Origin of the sequence: Flavobacterium sp. 103, from assembly GCF_003096795.1 — a bacterium.
GTDB lineage: Bacteria > Bacteroidota > Bacteroidia > Flavobacteriales > Flavobacteriaceae > Flavobacterium.
Window position 1 is genome coordinate 983,240 of record NZ_QENX01000001.1, and the last position, 16,422, is coordinate 999,661.

Genomic DNA, 16,422 nt, shown 5'->3' on the forward strand with positions numbered 1-16,422 from the left:
TTTTGCACGGGCGGAGGGATTCGAACCCCCATCAACGGTTTTGGAGACCGCTATTCTACCCTTGAACTACGCCCGTAGTTAATAAAAACCAGTGTCGTCAAAACGACACTGGTTTTGGTATTTATTATAGTATTAAGCTACAATTTCAGTTACCTGACCTGCACCTACTGTTCTACCACCTTCACGGATAGCAAAACGTAAACCTACGCTCATTGCGATTGGGCTTAACAAAGTAACGTTGATAGTTAAGTTGTCACCTGGCATTACCATCTCTACACCTTCTGGTAAAGTAATAACCCCTGTTACGTCAGTTGTACGTACGTAGAACTGTGGACGGTAGTTATTGTGGAATGGAGTATGACGTCCACCTTCTTCTTTTTTCAAGATATACACCTCAGCTTTGAAAGTAGCGTGTGGTTTTACTGATCCTGGCTTAATGATAACCATTCCTCTTTTGATAGATTCTTTATCAATACCTCTTAACAATAAACCTACGTTATCTCCAGCTTCACCTCTATCAAGGATTTTACGGAACATCTCAACTCCTGTAATAGTAGAAGTTAATTTCTCAGCTCCCATACCAATGATTTCAACAGCATCTCCTGTATTAGCAATACCAGTTTCGATACGACCTGTAGCAACAGTTCCACGACCTGTAATTGTAAACACGTCCTCAACTGGCATCAAGAATGGTTTTTCAGTATCACGAACCGGCTCTTCAATCCAGCTATCAACAGCTTCCATCAATTCAAGAATTTTTGGTACCCAAGCTGGATCATTATTCAATCCTCCAAGAGCAGACCCTTGAATAACTGGACAATTATCACCATCATATTCATAGAAAGACAATAAGTCTCTGATTTCCATTTCAACTAATTCCAATAACTCAGCATCATCAACCATATCCACTTTGTTCATGAAAACTACCATTCTAGGAATACCTACTTGGCGACCTAAAAGGATGTGCTCACGTGTTTGTGGCATTGGTCCGTCAGTTGCAGCTACAACAAGGATAGCACCGTCCATTTGAGCAGCACCAGTAACCATGTTTTTTACGTAATCCGCGTGACCAGGACAGTCAACGTGTGCGTAGTGACGGTTAGCAGTTTCATACTCTACGTGTGACGTATTAATTGTAATACCTCTTTCTTTTTCTTCAGGAGCATTATCAATTTGATCAAATGATTTTGCTTGACAGTAACCAGCATCAGATAACACTTTTGTGATTGCTGCTGTTAAAGTAGTTTTACCGTGATCTACGTGTCCGATCGTACCAATATTTAAGTGTGGTTTCGAACGGTTAAAGGTTTCTTTTGCCATTTTACTTAATTTTTAATCTAGTTTATATATTTATTTCAATTTCCTACTTACTTGAGCCAACTACGGGAATTGAACCCGTGACCTCTTCCTTACCAAGGAAGCACTCTACCTCTGAGCTAAGTCGGCAGAATCCTTGATTAAAGAGATTAGATTTCTAATTTTAGATTTTTTCAATCTACAATCTTAAACCTTCAATCTAAAATTAATTCTTGTGGGGAGAGCAGGATTCGAACCTGCGAAGTTCACACAGCAGATTTACAGTCTGCCCTCGTTGGCCGCTTGAGTATCTCCCCAACTTTTTTTATTATAATTTTTGCCTTTTGAGCCGGCGGAGGGACTCGAACCCACGACCTGCTGATTACAAATCAGCTGCTCTAGCCAACTGAGCTACGCTGGCAATATCAATAAAAAAAGTCCGCTATTTCTAACGGACTGCAAATGTAGAGATTTTATCTTTTAATCAAAACATTTTTTGAAAAAAAATTTAATTAAATATGTGTTCTTAACTTTTCTTTACGTTTTACCAGCAATCGCTCTAGAGATTCTGCTGATTGTTCGACTGCCTCCTCAAAGGTTTTGCACTGCTTTTTAACCAAAAAATCATCTCCAGGAACATTAATCTTTATTTCGACAATTTTATTTTCCTTCTCACTTGTCTTTTCCACTTTCATAAAAATATCCGAAGAGACAACTCTGTCATAATATTTCTCCAATTTATCCATTCTCTCTTGAACGAAATCTACTAGCTTTTTGTCAACAGTAAAGTTAACTGCATGAACATTTACCTTCATAATCAATCTTTTTAATGGTTAAACATTTCAGAGTTATTTTTTATTCCTAGGATGCGCCTCTTGATACACTTTTTTAAGCTCCGACAAACTGCTATGAGTATAAATTTGTGTAGAAGCCAAACTAGAATGTCCTAATAACTCTTTAACTGAATTCAAATCGGCTCCGTTGTTTAATAAGTGAGTCGCAAACGTATGTCGTAATATATGAGGACTTTTTTTTACCTTCTCGGAGACAGTACTAAAGTATGAATTTATTAAACGATACACAAAAGAATCACTCAATTTTAACCCTTTTTTTGTTAGAAATAAATAATCCCCATCCACTATTGTTTCCAAAAAGGAACGCTCCTTAATATACAACGATAACTGCTGCACCACTATAGGCAAAATTGGAAGAATGCGTTCTTTATTTCTTTTCCCCAATACCTTTAAAGTATTACTCATTATATTAACATTGGAGCATTTCAAATGAATAAGTTCCGTTCTACGTATTCCTGAAGTATAAAACAACTCCACTATGAGTTTATCTCTTATTTCCTGAAACCCTTCGGAATGCGAATTTTGAGACAGCGCTTCTGTAAGCTCTTTTTCTGAAAAGGGAATTTGAAGTTTTTTTTCCGTTTTTAAAGCTTTGTGCTTCAATAACGGATTAATTTGAATTTGTTTTATTTTTAAAAGAAATCTATAAAAAGCTTTTAAGGAAGCTATCTTTCTATTTACTGTACTATTTGATACACCATCTTCTACAAGCGAAACAATCCAACTTCTAATTTGATTGTAATTCACCTGCTCAATAGCATCTTGTTCAAAATACTGCTTATTAAATGACTCAAAGTAAGCTATATCATTTAAGTAAGCATTTATGGTATGTGGAGAATATTTTTTTTCTAGTTGCAGATAATCTCTAAATGCATCTTTATTATTTGTAGCCATAAAAAAACCGTTAGCATCAAAGTTAAGAAACTTTAATTACTAACGGTAATTTATTTTAAAATGCAGTGACGTATTAGATATTCTCTATACTATCTCTCATATTCTGGATATAAGCCGCTTTTTGGAATTTCATTCTATTGATAACTGATGGCTTAATAAAAGCAGTACGTGCTCTTAGTTGTCTTACAGTTCCAGTTTTATCGAATTTTCTTTTGTAGCGCTTAAGTGCTCTATCGATATTTTCTCCGTCTTTAATTGGTATAATTAACATAATTTTATCACCCCCTTTCGTTAAGTGCGCAAAATTAAACATTATTTTGAATTCTGAGCACTTTATTTTTATTTTTTTGAATTTATTTTCAACAGCCCCAAAAATAGTATCCAAACCGAAAATACTCTTGGTCAAGCGTGAGGGACGGAAGCAAGTTACCGAAGTAACGCGAACAGCCCGACAGCATCCTGATTAAAGGGCACATAATCACAACGAGAATTAGCCCTTTAATCAGGATGGTGGCACGCCCTAATCTTTATTTCAATAAATTTCTGGAAATTACCAGTTTTTGAATTTCGGTAGTTCCTTCGCCTATGGTGCATAATTTTGAATCTCTATAGAATTTTTCTACGGGATAATCTTTGGTATAACCATAGCCACCGTGTATTTGAACCGCATCATTGGCTACTTTTACACAAACCTCTGATGAATACATTTTGGCCATTGCACCTAATGTCGTTACAGGTCTGTGTTGCTCTTTGAGGAAAGCCGCTTTGTGCAATAATAGTTCTGAAGCCTCAATCTCGGTAGCCATATCAGCCAATTTAAAAGAAATTGCTTGAAAATCGGAAATAGGTTGACCAAACTGATATCTTTCTTGCGAATATTTCAAAGCTGCTTCATATGCCCCTTTAGCAATTCCTAATGACAAAGCTCCGATGGAAATACGTCCGCCATCCAGAATTTTCATTGCTTGAATAAATCCCTGACCTACTTCGCCTAACCTATTTGCATCTGGAATACGGCAATTATCAAATATCAATTCCGCCGTTTCACTGGCACGCATTCCTAATTTATTTTCTTTTTTACCCGAAGTAAATCCAGGCATTCCCTTTTCAAATACAAATGCAGTCATTCCTTTGGAATCTCCTTTTTCACCAGTACGAACAATTACTACAGCAATATCTCCCGAAATAGCATGCGTAATAAAATTTTTAGCCCCGTTTACCACCCAAAAATCTCCATCACGAACGGCAGTTGTATTCATTCCACCAGCATCTGACCCTGTATTGTGTTCTGTCAAGCCCCAAGCACCAATATGCTCGGCAGTTGCTAGTTTCGGAATCCATTTTTTCTTTTGTTCTTCGTTTCCAAAAGTAAGAATATGATTAGTACATAAAGAATTGTGTGCCGCAACAGACAAACCAATAGAAGGATCAACTTTTGAAATTTCTTCAACTACTGTAATGTATTCATGGTAACCCAATCCTGAGCCTCCCAATTCAGTCGGAACCAGAACACCCATAAATCCCATTTCTCCAAGTTTTTTAAACAAAGGAACTGGAAAAATTTGAGCTTCATCCCACTCCATTATATAAGGTCTTATATTTTTCTCGGCAAAATCTCTTATAGATTGCGCTATTAAAGATTGTGTTTCGTTGTAATCAAAATTCATCATAAATGTCTTTTATATTAAAAGTCCAAATATAAGGCAATAAAATTTGCTTTTTCAACAGGAAAGCCGTTAATTTTTATCAAATCCTCAATATTTTTAAAATCACCATTCATACTTCTATATTTCACAATTTGTCTTGCTAAGTCATATTTGAAATAAAAAAACTGAGAAAGCTCCTTTATTGACGCATTATTGACATCAATTTTATGCAAAATCGGAAGTTTTATAATGGTAAAGTGAGTGTTTAAATTTAAAATCACTTCTGGAGAGAGACCCCAAACCTCTTTGAGTTGTTCCATAGAAACAAATCCTCCTAATTTTTCTTTTTGAGTTAAAATCCGAAGCGAAAGCGCCTCACCTATTCCATTTATTTTAATCAAATCATCTTTGGTTGCTTGATTCATATCGATTAGAACAATTTTCTCTTTTTTGCCGAAAGTAGAATTCGAACCATATTTAAAATCTTTAGCTTCTTTTTTATGATTTACCCAATCGGGAAATTTGAAAAATGGAGCGATTACATTCAATAATGAATCAGAAACTTTTGTGACATCTTGAAATTCTTTAACCGAATTAACAAACTTATTTTGTTTTCTAAAAGCGAGAAGTCTGTCAATTTCCTGAACAGACATTCCTAGTTTATAGCCTTTGTAATCAGAAATAAAATTAGGATTAAAAGGGTAGATTTTGGGTTTATAGTTTTGATTCTGCATTTTCTGAGCATCCACTTCCGATTGCAGGGAAAGCCATTTTTGCTTGTCTGGATATTCTTTTTCAATTGCATCGAAATCAACAAAAAAATAAACCAATTGAAGAGCTATAATAATCCCAAACAAGAAAACGATCCCTGTTCGTTGTTCACGTGAAAATTTAAAAAAATCTTTGATAGTGTTAAAACCCATAGTTAAAATTAAGTGCTTTTGAGCAAAACATTTGAAATCTAAAAATATAAAAATTATTTACAAATCAATCTTTTATAAGAAAAATATTAACACTTATTATTCTTTAATTAACTTAAAATACACTTGTACTATTTTTTTTTCTAAATAAAAAAACTGAATACCTCAATAATTTGTTAGTTAAATGAAATTATAGTTTTTATTTTTTATAAAAAACAATACATTTGGCGCTTAATAACATTTAAACCATAAACCATGTCTATTTGGAAAAGAAAACCATTAGCTCAACTATTAGCAGAAGCTGCTGATTCTGAAAAAGGATTAAAGAAAACATTAACAGCACCGGGATTGGTTGCATTAGGAATTGGCGCCATTATTGGAGCTGGATTATTTTCAATAACTGGCCTAGCAGCATCAATGAATGCAGGTCCCGCAATCACCATTTCCTTTTTAGTAGCTGCCTTTGGTTGCATTTTTGCCGGTTTATGCTATGCTGAATTTTCTTCAATGATACCTGTTGCTGGTAGTGCCTATACTTATTCATTCGCAACAATGGGTGAATTTGTAGCTTGGATCATTGGTTGGGATTTAGTATTAGAATACGCTGTAGGTGCTGCCACAGTCTCCATCAGTTGGTCACGGTATTTCGGAAAATTCTTGAGCAGTTACGGAATTCACCTAAACGAATCCTATATGCTTTCTCCTTTTGAAGGTGGTATTATCAATATTCCAGCAGTTGCCATTGTTATGATAATGTCATTGATATTAATAAGAGGAACTAAAGAATCAGCTTTTGTAAATGGAATTATTGTATTATTAAAAGTAACAGTAGTTTTAGTTTTTATTGCTGTAGGATGGCAATACATCAGACCTGAAAATTATACTCCATACATACCTGAAAATACTGGCAAATTTGGAGAATTTGGTTTCTCTGGTATTATTAGAGCAGCTGCTATTGTGTTTTTTGCTTATATTGGTTTTGATGCTGTTTCGACTGCAGCTCAAGAAGCAAAAAATCCTAAAAGAGATATGCCAATCGGGATATTATTATCCTTAGCAATATGTACTATACTTTATATTCTTTTTGCTCACGTAATGACTGGAGTAGTAAATTATCAAGCTTTTGCCGGTAAAGATGGTATTGCACCAGTAGCCATTGCAGTTGATGCCATGGGACCAATAGGAGCAAATGGATTAATAACTCCTGCATATCCTTGGCTAAACAATGCTATTATATTAGCTATTTTAGGAGGTTATTCTTCGGTGATTTTAGTGATGTTGATGGGACAAAGTAGAGTGTTTTTCTCTATGAGTAAAGATGGTTTAATGCCTAAAATTTTCTCAGAAGTACATCCTAAATTCAGAACTCCAGCCAAAAATAATTTATTATTTATGGTAATCGTAAGTCTTTTTGCTGCATTTGTTCCTGCAAGAGTAGTTGGAGAAATGACAAGTATTGGAACTTTATTCGCCTTTATTCTAGTTTGTGTAGGTGTATTGATTATGCGTAAAAAAATGCCTGAAGCTCCAAGAGCATTTAGCACTCCATTTGTGCCTTACGTTCCTATTGCCGGAGTTTTAGTATGTTTGTTTATGATGGTCTTTTTACCTTTAGATACTTGGATTCGATTAATCGTTTGGATGATGGTTGGATTTGATCTGTATTTATTTTACGGAATGAAAAACAGCGTTTTAAACAAAGGAACCTTTAGCTTAAAAAGCTACAAAACAGTTGCTGGCTCAGGTTTAGGAATGGTAATAGCATTAATTGTTGTGGCATTTGTAAATCACTTAGATCCTAATGTACACGAAGATTTCTTATTCTATTTCTCATTAGTTTTTGCAGCTATTCATGTATTCATTTACTCATACAGCTTCAAAAAGTCGAAAGACTAATTCCAATAGATAAATAAAAAAGGGATTTTAAAGCTTAACCACTTTAAAATCCCTTTTTTTATACCTTATAATTTTCTACAAATCAAAAACAGAAGTCCTTTTGGCTCGGATTAAATCTTTTAGCCGAATCCAGAAAGCCAACGTAAGATAAACTCCAAATCCCAAACCAGCGGTTACAAACGAAATATAGATAAAAAACAAACGGACATTTGTAACGCGCATCCCTAACTTGTCAGCCAAACGGGAAGACACATGGAAACCATATTTTTCTAAAAAGAATTTCAATCTTATTACAGCTCGCATTGATTTGAATTATGAGTTATCAGCAAAATTACAGAATCTTTTAATACTATAGGTCGCTGCCTGAAAAAGTTCTTAAATAGATTAGTGAAAAGACAAAATTTAGCAGTTACTTCATAATATCTAATTATTCTTTAGCAACTCCATTCCGATAGCACAATCCAAACATTTGTTTTTATTGCAATATTCATTTTTGAGTTGCAATAATGACTGGGTTTCAAAGGCATTTTTAGACTTTAAACCAAAAGAAGTAAATTTCCCTATAATTGAATTGTTTTCTGGTTCAACATCATTTAAAATAGCAATTAAATCTTCGGAGATTTCTTTTCCCTGACTTTTAGCATACGCAAATTGAAGCGGAATAATCGTATTTAAAACTATCAAATCCATGAAAGATTTGCTCAAAGTTTTCTTTTTCTTCGGACTTTCTTTATCAAATTGATAATGGGTTTGCCAATACGGAGCAACTGAAACACCAAAAACTTCATAAATAGCCTCAACAGAATTCAAATCACTTATTTTCGAAAATAGATTTTGCTGTTTGTGGTACAAATTAGCTAATTGTGAGAGTCGAATCGTCGGGAAATTATCAGGACGATGTTTGAAAAATTGAACGGGTGCGATACAGCTTTTCTCAATTTGGTATTTATGGAGCAAATAAAAATATCTGAATTTTAAATCTTTGAAATACTCGTCTTCTTTCTCAGCATCCAGTAATCCTGCTGAACCAAATAATAATGCTTCCAGATTCTCCACTTCAAAACATTCCTTTCGGATGACAGAAAAAGGTATGGACTGAGCAATCTTGAGAAATATATCTCCGTTGGTATTCAAACCAAAATTCTTTGCCAAAAGGCAAAACAAAGCTGCTTCCCAATCATTGTTCGTTGATTCCAACAAATCCAAAATAGGTTTAGCCTTTCTTTCCAAACGTTCAAAAAACAAACGCTCTTGCCAATTAATTAATGTAAATTGAGGAATCTCTTTTAGTTGCTTTTCGCAAAAAATCCAAGATTTGGGAGTCAGCAGCTTCTGATAATTGTTTAAAATATCGTTACTGACATAGTTTTTGAGTTCGAGAACAGGGATTTCTGAATTGTTGCTTCTGTAAATCTCGGTATCGTGATTCCAAACGACATGTAAAATTACATTTTCATAACCCGCATCTTTTTCATGATGATGTATATACCAATCGGATGATTTGACATGAATTTCGACATTACCTGCCCACTTCTGATTTCCAATAGTGATTTGGGCATTAAAAAAATCGGGACCCGCCAATTCCAAATACTGTCCTACATTACTTATCGTGATTTCCTCTTGGTTGCAAGTTTTTAAATTTAAAGTATCAAACTTTTTGAACTTCCAAAGGTGATGGAGAAAATCTTCTTTCATGTCTTTTTTTGATATTAGATGAAACGATGAGAGATAGTAGACTCATCCTAAAAGACTAAAGTACTAAAAAAACAAACAACTTAACTTACAAAATTAAAAAAGACAGGTAATTCTACAAAATTAAAAAATCGAACTTTGGCTAAAACTAATTATATCTTGTTATAGATTGAAATCATCTCAATAAATACAATTTAGCACAAGCTCTTGCATCTGACAAGGCTTCGTGATGATTCAGTTGAATTTTCATGGCTCTACAACAATCACTTAAAGTTGTAGGCTTCAACCCTTTCGATTTATATATTTTCACGGTGCATTCCCAACGAGAACCAATATTCAAATCCTCGTAGTTCAAACCATAAAGCGCCATTGATTTGGACAAAACATTACGATCGAAGCTTTCATTATGTGCTACTATGGTTCTGTTTTGTAGTCTTTTTTTAATTTCAGGAAATACTTCCACAAACGTTTTGGCGTTAGCCGTGTCTCTTGGATATATTCCATGCACTCGTATCGTGAAAGGATTATATTCATTATTGGGTGGTTTGATTAAGGTAACAAACTCGTCTACAATAACACCATTTTCAACGGTAACAATACCTACCGAACAAGGATGATAAGCAGTTGCAGTTTCAAAATCTATAGCGGTGAAAGTCATGGGAATTTTAGAATTTATATTGCGGTCCCGATAGCTATCGGGATAGATTGCAGATTTTAGATTGCAGATTTTAACAATTATTACAAAATCTGCAATCCAAATAAATTTATTTCATCGCCTTAATAATATCTGATTTTGTAATAATTTGATGGTTTCCATTTCCAAGTTCTACCAAAACAGCATCATTATCTTTGGTGAAAAACTTGGAAACTTCTTCGATTGATGTGCTTAATTTAACGACAGGAAAAGGTTTTCCCATTACTTCTTTTATAGGTTTATCAATCACATTTTTGTCGGCCATATAACTTCTAAACAGGTCAGTTTCGTCAACAGAACCAACAAATCCATTAATATCTACCACAGGAATTTGTGAAATATTATACTTACGCATACGATCAATTGCATGCGAAACCAATTCTTCGGTACGAACAACAATCAAAGGCTTATCGATATGATCTTTGATAACATCTTCGGCTTTGGTAACATCCTCTTCCATAAATCCTCTTTCTCGCATCCAGTCGTCATTGAACATTTTACCCACATAACGACTTCCTGAATCATGAAACAATACTACAACTACATCTTCTGGTTTGAAATGTTCTTTGAGTTGCAACAATCCTTTTACTGCAGCACCAGCCGAATTCCCAACAAATATTCCTTCTTCGAGTGCAATTTTTCGTGTATAAACTGCAGCGTCCTTGTCAGTTACTTTGGTAAATCCATCAATTAAGGAGAAATCCACATTCTTTGGCAAAATATCCTCCCCAATTCCTTCGGTGATATAGGAATAAATTTCATTTTCGTCAAAAATACCTGTTTCGTGGTATTTTTTAAAAACAGAACCATAGGTATCAATTCCCCAGATTTTGATGTTCGGATTTTTCTCTTTTAAGAATTTTCCAACGCCAGAAATCGTTCCTCCTGTACCTACTCCAACCACAAAATGAGTAATCTTTCCTTCCGTTTGCTTCCAAATTTCAGGACCTGTTTGCTCGTAATGCGCCAATGAATTGGACAAATTATCATATTGGTTTACATACCAAGAGTTTGGTGTTTCTTCCGCTAATCTTTTGGAAACCGAATAATAAGAACGTGGATCGGTTGGCTCCACATCGGTAGGGCAAACCACTACTTTGGCTCCGACTGCACGAAGAATATCCATTTTTTCTTTAGATTGTTTATCGGATATAACGCAAATCAATTTGTATCCTTTGATAATGGCAACTAGTGCCAATCCCATCCCGGTATTTCCGGATGTTCCTTCAATTATAGTTCCTCCTGGTTGCAAACGCCCATCTGCTTCGGCATCTTCAATCATTTTTACAGCCATACGGTCTTTTACCGAATTACCGGGATTGAATGTCTCTACTTTGGCCAAAACCAAAGCATCCACTTCTGCAGTCACTTTATTGAGTTTTACTAATGGAGTATTCCCAATAGTTCCTAATATATTTTCTGAGTATTCCATTTTTGTCTTTTTTATTGGGGGGTTATTTTTAAACCATACTATTTAGATATAGTTTGTATATAAAAGCAAAATTAGTCAATTTTTCAAATTTAAACTTAACTTTTAAATAACTAAGTACTAAATTAATTGAAGAAGTTCCAAACTAATCCAAAACGAATTAAGAAATCACGATACGGATAATCAGGGGCCGATAAATAGTTATTTTTTGAAAACAGCGAATTAAAATGTTCTGCCTTTAAATAAATTCGAGTGCGCTGAATTTTGGCATTTACAAAAAAATCAAGGAGCGGATAATTTCCGATCTTCACCTTATCTTGAACAAAAAATTCACCAATCAAAGGATTGTAACTATTACTATAATAACTCGTAAAATAATTTAGTTCCGTCCCTATTTGCAAAAACAATCTTTTTTCAAACATAAAGTCCGAATAATACAGTGTGTTTCTGGTCACAAATTCAGGCACATTCAAAATAAAATCCGGTTGATCCACTTTTTGGAATAATAAAGTATTATCTAGAGCCCATTTTCCAACAACAAACTCTTTTGCCACTTTAAGCGATGCATAATTAATTGCTTTACCATATTGAGCCGGAGCCACTATTTGTGTGCCCACTGCTCTTTCGGCATCAGTCGATACATCCGCAAAATGCAAATAATCGTTTATCGAATTCAGCTGCACAGACAACGACACCCATTTAGTGTCAGCATTCACACTTATTGCGTTTATTTTTTCATTTACAAAATCGTTTGACCAATTGTATTTTCTATAACTACTTTGGTACAAATTATAATTGTTATTAGGCAATTTATTCATACTTTGATATCTAAATGAGATTTGATTCTCATCATTTATATCATACATAGCCGATGCATCAAGATTGAATAAATTTTGATCCGTAACCGACTTGGAATATAAGAACTTCCCATTCCATTTGTCCTTGCGATAATTGTATTGTCCACCAACAGTGTTTATGGTTTGGCTTAACAAATTTGGAACGGTTTCCGTATCTAAGTACAAAATATTATTATAGAAATAATTCGAATGTAAATCATCAACAAAAAAAGTAAAAGCACCCAACGTCATGTTCTCATACACTAACCCCAATTTGTTGTACATTTTATTGTAGGTCGTTTTGTCATCAATCCCACCGGTCACAAAGGAATCTCCATAACGATCCACTATTACACCTCCAACAGTTGAGGGTACCGTTTGTTGAGTATAATTAAAATAAATATCCTCATAATTAAACTGCTCAGTAACATATAAATTATTGCTGCCTTTTTTTGGATTTATTCTAAAAGTTTGATCAACAAAAAAACGTTTCCCTTTTAACACAGACATAGCATCCTCAAAATAAACACCCAATCGGGCTCTATTATCAAACGATGGATCACCACTCTCAAAATCACTTACATTACTAATCCCTCCGTTTTCCTCGTTTTGGATCTTCTGGGCAACATAATGCGCATTGACAACATAACGCCCGTTTTTGGTATTATAACTCGTCGTAAATCTAAAATTATTTGTTCTGGATTCGTGGTTGATGTATCTACCTTCCGATCGTAATGCTTTGTAAGCAATAGAAAAGTTCAGTCTTGGAGACGGATTTATGGAAAAATAAGAATCTGCCGACTGACCTCTTTGTATTGTTGTTTTAAAATACAACTCGGTTACAGGAGTTGCCACATTTGCGTATCTAATATCTTCGGCCTTGCTATAATTAAATTGTTTTGCAGTAAATCCAAATTCGGGATAAGGTGAAAAACCATTAAGCCCATATTGCAACGTATTATACGTTTGCCCCTCATTGGTAAAACTCAAAAGACCAAAATTGTCCTTCCTTAAATAATTATGACTGTGCTCTTTTCGGATAGATTGTGTGGTATCAATATAAGTCGTATCCTTATTCAACGAAATAATCTGATACATATCATAAGTTGCCTCTGGCGCTTTTTTCTTCTTTATGGAATCCGAAGAATTGTATTTACTATTATAATCAATTTCTTTAGCACTATTTACTTGAGAAAACAGGAGAATTGGAAAAGCTAAAAAAAATAAAGAAAAGAAAATTCTCATTTGAAAAGGTTATAATTAGGCAATTATTTCACTGATATGTCGAGCAAAGGTAAAGGATAAAAACGTATAAATAAAAAAACACCACAATTTATAGAACAAACAACAAAACATAATTTAGTTACAAACCACAACTTATCTCTTCCAAATAATTTGGGCGAGCCACCAGTAGAAAAAGGGGCTAACCCACAGTACCGCTTATTCGCCCCTTTCTCTACTGCTGTCGGGCTATACGCGCTACTTTGGTAGCTTGCTTCTATCCCTCTCGCGCTCGCAACAACATAATACAATCCCCACATCTTTTATATTTCCGAAATCAATTTGCCATCAAAAAAGAAAATCGAGAAAAATTCACAATATTTGCCACACGAAAAAATTTCAATATGCTTCTTACTAATTTCTCCACTTTCTTACTAGAAACCGGCACCGACGAAGCCGGACGTGGTTGTCTTGCGGGCCCAGTTACCGCCGCCGCCGTAATTCTTCCAATTGATTTTAAAAATACAATCCTAAACGACAGTAAACAATTAACTGAAAAAGCGAGAGAAAAACTAAGACCTATAATCGAAGAACACGCCATTACATTTGCCGTAACGCATTTGCATCCGAAAGAAATTGATGAAATAAACATCTTAAACGCTTCGATGAAAGGAATGCAGGAATGCGTATTGAAATTAACCCAAACCCCAGAATTTATTATTGTTGACGGCAATCGATCGCTAAATGCTAAATTGGGTTTGAAAAATACTTTCGGAAAAAAATTCTCGAAAGCCGAAATCGAATTATTGAAATCAATACCCAATCAAAGTATCATAAAAGGAGATTCGAAATATTTGAGTATTGCTGCTGCTTCGGTTCTGGCAAAAACGTACCGTGACGAATATATGGATAAAATTCACGAAGAATTCCCAATGTACAATTGGAAGAAAAACAAAGGCTATCCCACAGCGGAGCACCGTGAAGCCATCCGAAAATACGGCACCACAAAATATCACAGAATGAGTTTTAGGTTATTGCCGGAACAGTTGAAATTGGAGTTATAATTTTAAAAATAAAAAACATTAAACATTAAATTATTTATTTTTTCCTCAACTTATAGCCTGAGAAAGGTAAAAATAATTTAGTATTGTTTTAATTTTTAACCATTAAGATATTAAGAAAATTAAGATTTAAAGGATTTCTTAATTAATCTTGATATCTTAATGGTTTGAAAAAAATTTATGTTCACAAAATCTCAGCTTCAAATAATTGAGAAAAATGTTTTAAGATTTTTTCTTTCACTTCTTGCTCATCCACTTTTTCGACACCAAGTTCTACTTGAAGAGAAGTAACCGCTTTACCACGGATTCCGCACGGGATGATGTTATCAAAATATCCTAAGTCGGCATTGACGTTTAAAGCAAAACCATGCATAGTCACCCAGCGGGAAGCGCGAACTCCCAAGGCACAAATTTTTCGGGCAAATGGTGTTCCCACTCCAAGCCAAACTCCAGTTTCGCCGTCGCTTCGGCCACATTCCAATCCATATTCCTGTAAAGTCAGAATAATAGCTTCCTCAAGAAAACGCAAGTATTTATGAATATCCGAAAAGAAGTTTTCCAAATCCAGAATTGGATAACCCACAATCTGCCCAGGTCCATGATAAGTAATATCACCACCGCGATTGATTTTATAGAAAGTGGCACCTTTGGCTTCCAATTGTTTTTCAGATAAAAGCAAATTGCTCAAATCACCACTTTTTCCTAAAGTGTAAACGTGAGGATGCTCTACAAATAGAAAATAATTAGGTGTTGGAATAGCGGTTTCTTCTCTCCTATTTTGGATCTTCAAATCCACAATTCCCTTGAACAATTCTTCTTGGTATTCCCAAGTTTCTTTGTAATCTTTATTTCCTAAATCTTGAAGTTGGATGGTTTTGTTCATTTTTTTTATGAGATGCTGAGAATCTAAGTTGCTATCCCGATATCGGGACTAAGAATTATTTTTGCAAAGATACAAAGTTTTAAGTTCAGCATTTTTCCTGCAAGGTTTTTTTCAAACCTTGTAGGTATCGTATAAAATTTGAAATCAATGAGCCGTAAATAATTGATTTTCTTCAACAATCACTTTCTATGTGTTTTTCGCTAAAAGAAATACCTACAAGGTTTGAAAAAAACCTTGCAGGAAATATTTCAATCAACTGATTCGGGTTCCAAAATCACTTCCAGATTTGTGCTTAGCGGATTTTGTAAGCAATCGGATAATGGAAATTGTAATGATAGTGATTTATGGTCATCGCTTATTTTGGCAAGTGGATTGGAAACCGATTGGATTTTTCGAGGAAAATGATAATTCAAGATATAATTCTGAACCAGTTTATATCCTTTATATTCCGCTTTTAATCCTTCAATTTTATCAAATTCCTTTTTTTGTTCGAGTGTATCAATAATCGTTACGATTCTGTTGAAACGATTGCCGGTGTAGTCGTAGCATACTTTGTAATAGTGTTCTTCTGCACTTAAGGCGTAATTCTTTTTTATATCGTCTAAATAATGATCGGTTTTTGAAAGATCAACGATATCGGATGCTTTTTGAAAATTTTGGGTATAAGTAGCTCGGAATTCCTTATCGTAGGAACTGGCTTTTTTATGAATTTTCACCTCCGAATATCTCAAAAATACTTTTTGGTCAGCTACAGGTGTTCTGGAAAATGTTTCGTGATGCTTCTTGATATAATCACCAAAAATGTAAGTTGTATCTCTGTAGACATCTTCCTTCGAATAGTTTTCCTTTGCAATTTGCATATAGCTGTGCTCGTCTCTCAAATTTTCAACTTCAATTGTTCCGCTTCCATCAGAGTTGAGTTGAAGGGTTTCGGTAACTTGACAACTTACGGTTAGGAGAATGAGGAACAGGAACAAGTATCTTTTCATTTTTAAGGCTTTCTAAGTTTTGAAAAACGAAGTTACTTATTTTTCTTACATCTAATATTGTTGTTCTTAAATAATTAACAGTTTTACCTCAAAAAGTCGCTTTGTCAAAGA

The 16,422-nt window shown here is 34.5% G+C and carries 15 protein-coding genes and 4 tRNA genes; 2 read left to right on the plus strand and 17 right to left on the minus strand.

What is annotated here, in order from left to right:
* Positions 1–5 precede the first annotated feature (5 nt).
* From C8C85_RS03940 to C8C85_RS03985, 10 genes are all read right to left on the minus strand, one after another.
* Positions 6–76 (minus strand) — tRNA-Trp (locus C8C85_RS03940).
* A 56-nt stretch (positions 77–132) separates the two neighbouring features.
* A complete protein-coding gene (gene tuf, locus C8C85_RS03945; protein WP_111411244.1) occupies positions 133–1,320 on the minus strand; it encodes an elongation factor Tu in 1,188 nt (395 codons plus the stop codon).
* Positions 1,321–1,374: 54 nt separating this feature from the next.
* A tRNA-Thr gene (locus C8C85_RS03950) sits at positions 1,375–1,446 on the minus strand.
* An 86-nt stretch (positions 1,447–1,532) separates the two neighbouring features.
* Positions 1,533–1,613: transfer RNA gene (locus tag C8C85_RS03955), tRNA-Tyr, on the minus strand.
* 30 nt (positions 1,614–1,643) lie between these two features.
* A tRNA-Thr gene (locus C8C85_RS03960) sits at positions 1,644–1,717 on the minus strand.
* A gap of 91 nt (positions 1,718–1,808) precedes the next feature.
* Positions 1,809–2,111 carry a ribosome hibernation-promoting factor, HPF/YfiA family gene (gene hpf / locus C8C85_RS03965; RefSeq protein WP_111411245.1) on the minus strand — a complete coding sequence of 101 codons (303 nt, stop codon included), beginning with the start codon at positions 2,109–2,111 and terminating at the stop codon, positions 1,809–1,811.
* Between the two features lie 33 nt (positions 2,112–2,144).
* On the minus strand, positions 2,145–3,044 hold the full coding sequence (locus C8C85_RS03970; protein WP_116795919.1) for a tyrosine-type recombinase/integrase: 900 nt from the start codon (positions 3,042–3,044) through the stop codon (positions 2,145–2,147).
* A 73-nt stretch (positions 3,045–3,117) separates the two neighbouring features.
* Positions 3,118–3,315: a 30S ribosomal protein S21 gene (gene rpsU / locus C8C85_RS03975; protein ID WP_100431805.1), complete on the minus strand. Its 198-nt coding sequence runs from the start codon at positions 3,313–3,315 to the stop codon at positions 3,118–3,120.
* Positions 3,316–3,571: 256 nt separating this feature from the next.
* Positions 3,572–4,711, minus strand: a complete 1,140-nt coding sequence (locus C8C85_RS03980) for an acyl-CoA dehydrogenase family protein (protein ID WP_116795920.1) — start codon at positions 4,709–4,711, stop codon at positions 3,572–3,574.
* A gap of 17 nt (positions 4,712–4,728) precedes the next feature.
* The gene (locus C8C85_RS03985; RefSeq protein WP_116795921.1) at positions 4,729–5,613 is read right to left on the minus strand and encodes a ComEA family DNA-binding protein; all 885 of its coding nucleotides are present in this window, start codon (positions 5,611–5,613) and stop codon (positions 4,729–4,731) included.
* A gap of 252 nt (positions 5,614–5,865) precedes the next feature.
* Here C8C85_RS03985 and C8C85_RS03990 point away from each other — a divergent pair, with 252 nt between their 5' ends.
* Complete coding sequence (locus tag C8C85_RS03990; protein ID WP_116795922.1) at positions 5,866–7,506, plus strand: amino acid permease; 1,641 nt, start codon at positions 5,866–5,868, stop codon at positions 7,504–7,506.
* Positions 7,507–7,581: 75 nt separating this feature from the next.
* Here the strand turns inward: C8C85_RS03990 and C8C85_RS03995 are convergent, their stop codons facing one another.
* The 5 genes from C8C85_RS03995 to C8C85_RS04015 form a co-directional block, all read right to left on the minus strand.
* On the minus strand, positions 7,582–7,809 hold the full coding sequence (locus tag C8C85_RS03995) for a PspC domain-containing protein (RefSeq protein WP_111411249.1): 228 nt from the start codon (positions 7,807–7,809) through the stop codon (positions 7,582–7,584).
* A 120-nt stretch (positions 7,810–7,929) separates the two neighbouring features.
* The gene (locus tag C8C85_RS04000) at positions 7,930–9,201 is read right to left on the minus strand and encodes a DUF2851 family protein (RefSeq protein ID WP_116795923.1); all 1,272 of its coding nucleotides are present in this window, start codon (positions 9,199–9,201) and stop codon (positions 7,930–7,932) included.
* A gap of 172 nt (positions 9,202–9,373) precedes the next feature.
* The gene (locus tag C8C85_RS04005) at positions 9,374–9,856 is read right to left on the minus strand and encodes a 3'-5' exonuclease (RefSeq protein ID WP_116795924.1); all 483 of its coding nucleotides are present in this window, start codon (positions 9,854–9,856) and stop codon (positions 9,374–9,376) included.
* Positions 9,857–9,962: 106 nt separating this feature from the next.
* Positions 9,963–11,324, minus strand: a complete 1,362-nt coding sequence (locus tag C8C85_RS04010) for a pyridoxal-phosphate dependent enzyme (RefSeq protein ID WP_116795925.1) — start codon at positions 11,322–11,324, stop codon at positions 9,963–9,965.
* Positions 11,325–11,446: 122 nt separating this feature from the next.
* Positions 11,447–13,402, minus strand: a complete 1,956-nt coding sequence (locus tag C8C85_RS04015) for a putative porin (RefSeq protein WP_116795926.1) — start codon at positions 13,400–13,402, stop codon at positions 11,447–11,449.
* A 380-nt stretch (positions 13,403–13,782) separates the two neighbouring features.
* Here C8C85_RS04015 and C8C85_RS04025 point away from each other — a divergent pair, with 380 nt between their 5' ends.
* Positions 13,783–14,442 carry a ribonuclease HII gene (locus C8C85_RS04025; protein ID WP_116795928.1) on the plus strand — a complete coding sequence of 220 codons (660 nt, stop codon included), beginning with the start codon at positions 13,783–13,785 and terminating at the stop codon, positions 14,440–14,442.
* Between the two features lie 181 nt (positions 14,443–14,623).
* On the opposite strand, the gene lipB is transcribed toward C8C85_RS04025, so the two are convergent.
* A complete protein-coding gene (gene lipB, locus C8C85_RS04030) occupies positions 14,624–15,331 on the minus strand; it encodes a lipoyl(octanoyl) transferase LipB (protein WP_262498029.1) in 708 nt (235 codons plus the stop codon).
* Between the two features lie 239 nt (positions 15,332–15,570).
* The gene (locus C8C85_RS04035; RefSeq protein WP_116795930.1) at positions 15,571–16,311 is read right to left on the minus strand and encodes a hypothetical protein; all 741 of its coding nucleotides are present in this window, start codon (positions 16,309–16,311) and stop codon (positions 15,571–15,573) included.
* Positions 16,312–16,422: the final 111 nt, after the last annotated feature.

Coding starts and splice junctions, on each gene's coding strand:
- C8C85_RS04000 (WP_116795923.1), bottom strand. CDS start 9,201: ATGAAAGAAGATTTTCTCCATCACCTTTGGAAGTTCAAAAAGTTTGAT.
- C8C85_RS03990 (WP_116795922.1), top strand. CDS start 5,866: ATGTCTATTTGGAAAAGAAAACCATTAGCTCAACTATTAGCAGAAGCT.
- C8C85_RS03980 (WP_116795920.1), bottom strand. CDS start 4,711: ATGAATTTTGATTACAACGAAACACAATCTTTAATAGCGCAATCTATA.
- C8C85_RS04005 (WP_116795924.1), bottom strand. CDS start 9,856: ATGACTTTCACCGCTATAGATTTTGAAACTGCAACTGCTTATCATCCT.
- hpf (WP_111411245.1), bottom strand. CDS start 2,111: ATGAAGGTAAATGTTCATGCAGTTAACTTTACTGTTGACAAAAAGCTA.
- C8C85_RS03995 (WP_111411249.1), bottom strand. CDS start 7,809: ATGCGAGCTGTAATAAGATTGAAATTCTTTTTAGAAAAATATGGTTTC.
- C8C85_RS04010 (WP_116795925.1), bottom strand. CDS start 11,324: ATGGAATACTCAGAAAATATATTAGGAACTATTGGGAATACTCCATTA.
- C8C85_RS04035 (WP_116795930.1), bottom strand. CDS start 16,311: ATGAAAAGATACTTGTTCCTGTTCCTCATTCTCCTAACCGTAAGTTGT.
- rpsU (WP_100431805.1), bottom strand. CDS start 3,315: ATGTTAATTATACCAATTAAAGACGGAGAAAATATCGATAGAGCACTT.
- C8C85_RS04015 (WP_116795926.1), bottom strand. CDS start 13,402: ATGAGAATTTTCTTTTCTTTATTTTTTTTAGCTTTTCCAATTCTCCTG.
- C8C85_RS03970 (WP_116795919.1), bottom strand. CDS start 3,044: ATGGCTACAAATAATAAAGATGCATTTAGAGATTATCTGCAACTAGAA.
- C8C85_RS04025 (WP_116795928.1), top strand. CDS start 13,783: ATGCTTCTTACTAATTTCTCCACTTTCTTACTAGAAACCGGCACCGAC.
- C8C85_RS03985 (WP_116795921.1), bottom strand. CDS start 5,613: ATGGGTTTTAACACTATCAAAGATTTTTTTAAATTTTCACGTGAACAA.
- tuf (WP_111411244.1), bottom strand. CDS start 1,320: ATGGCAAAAGAAACCTTTAACCGTTCGAAACCACACTTAAATATTGGT.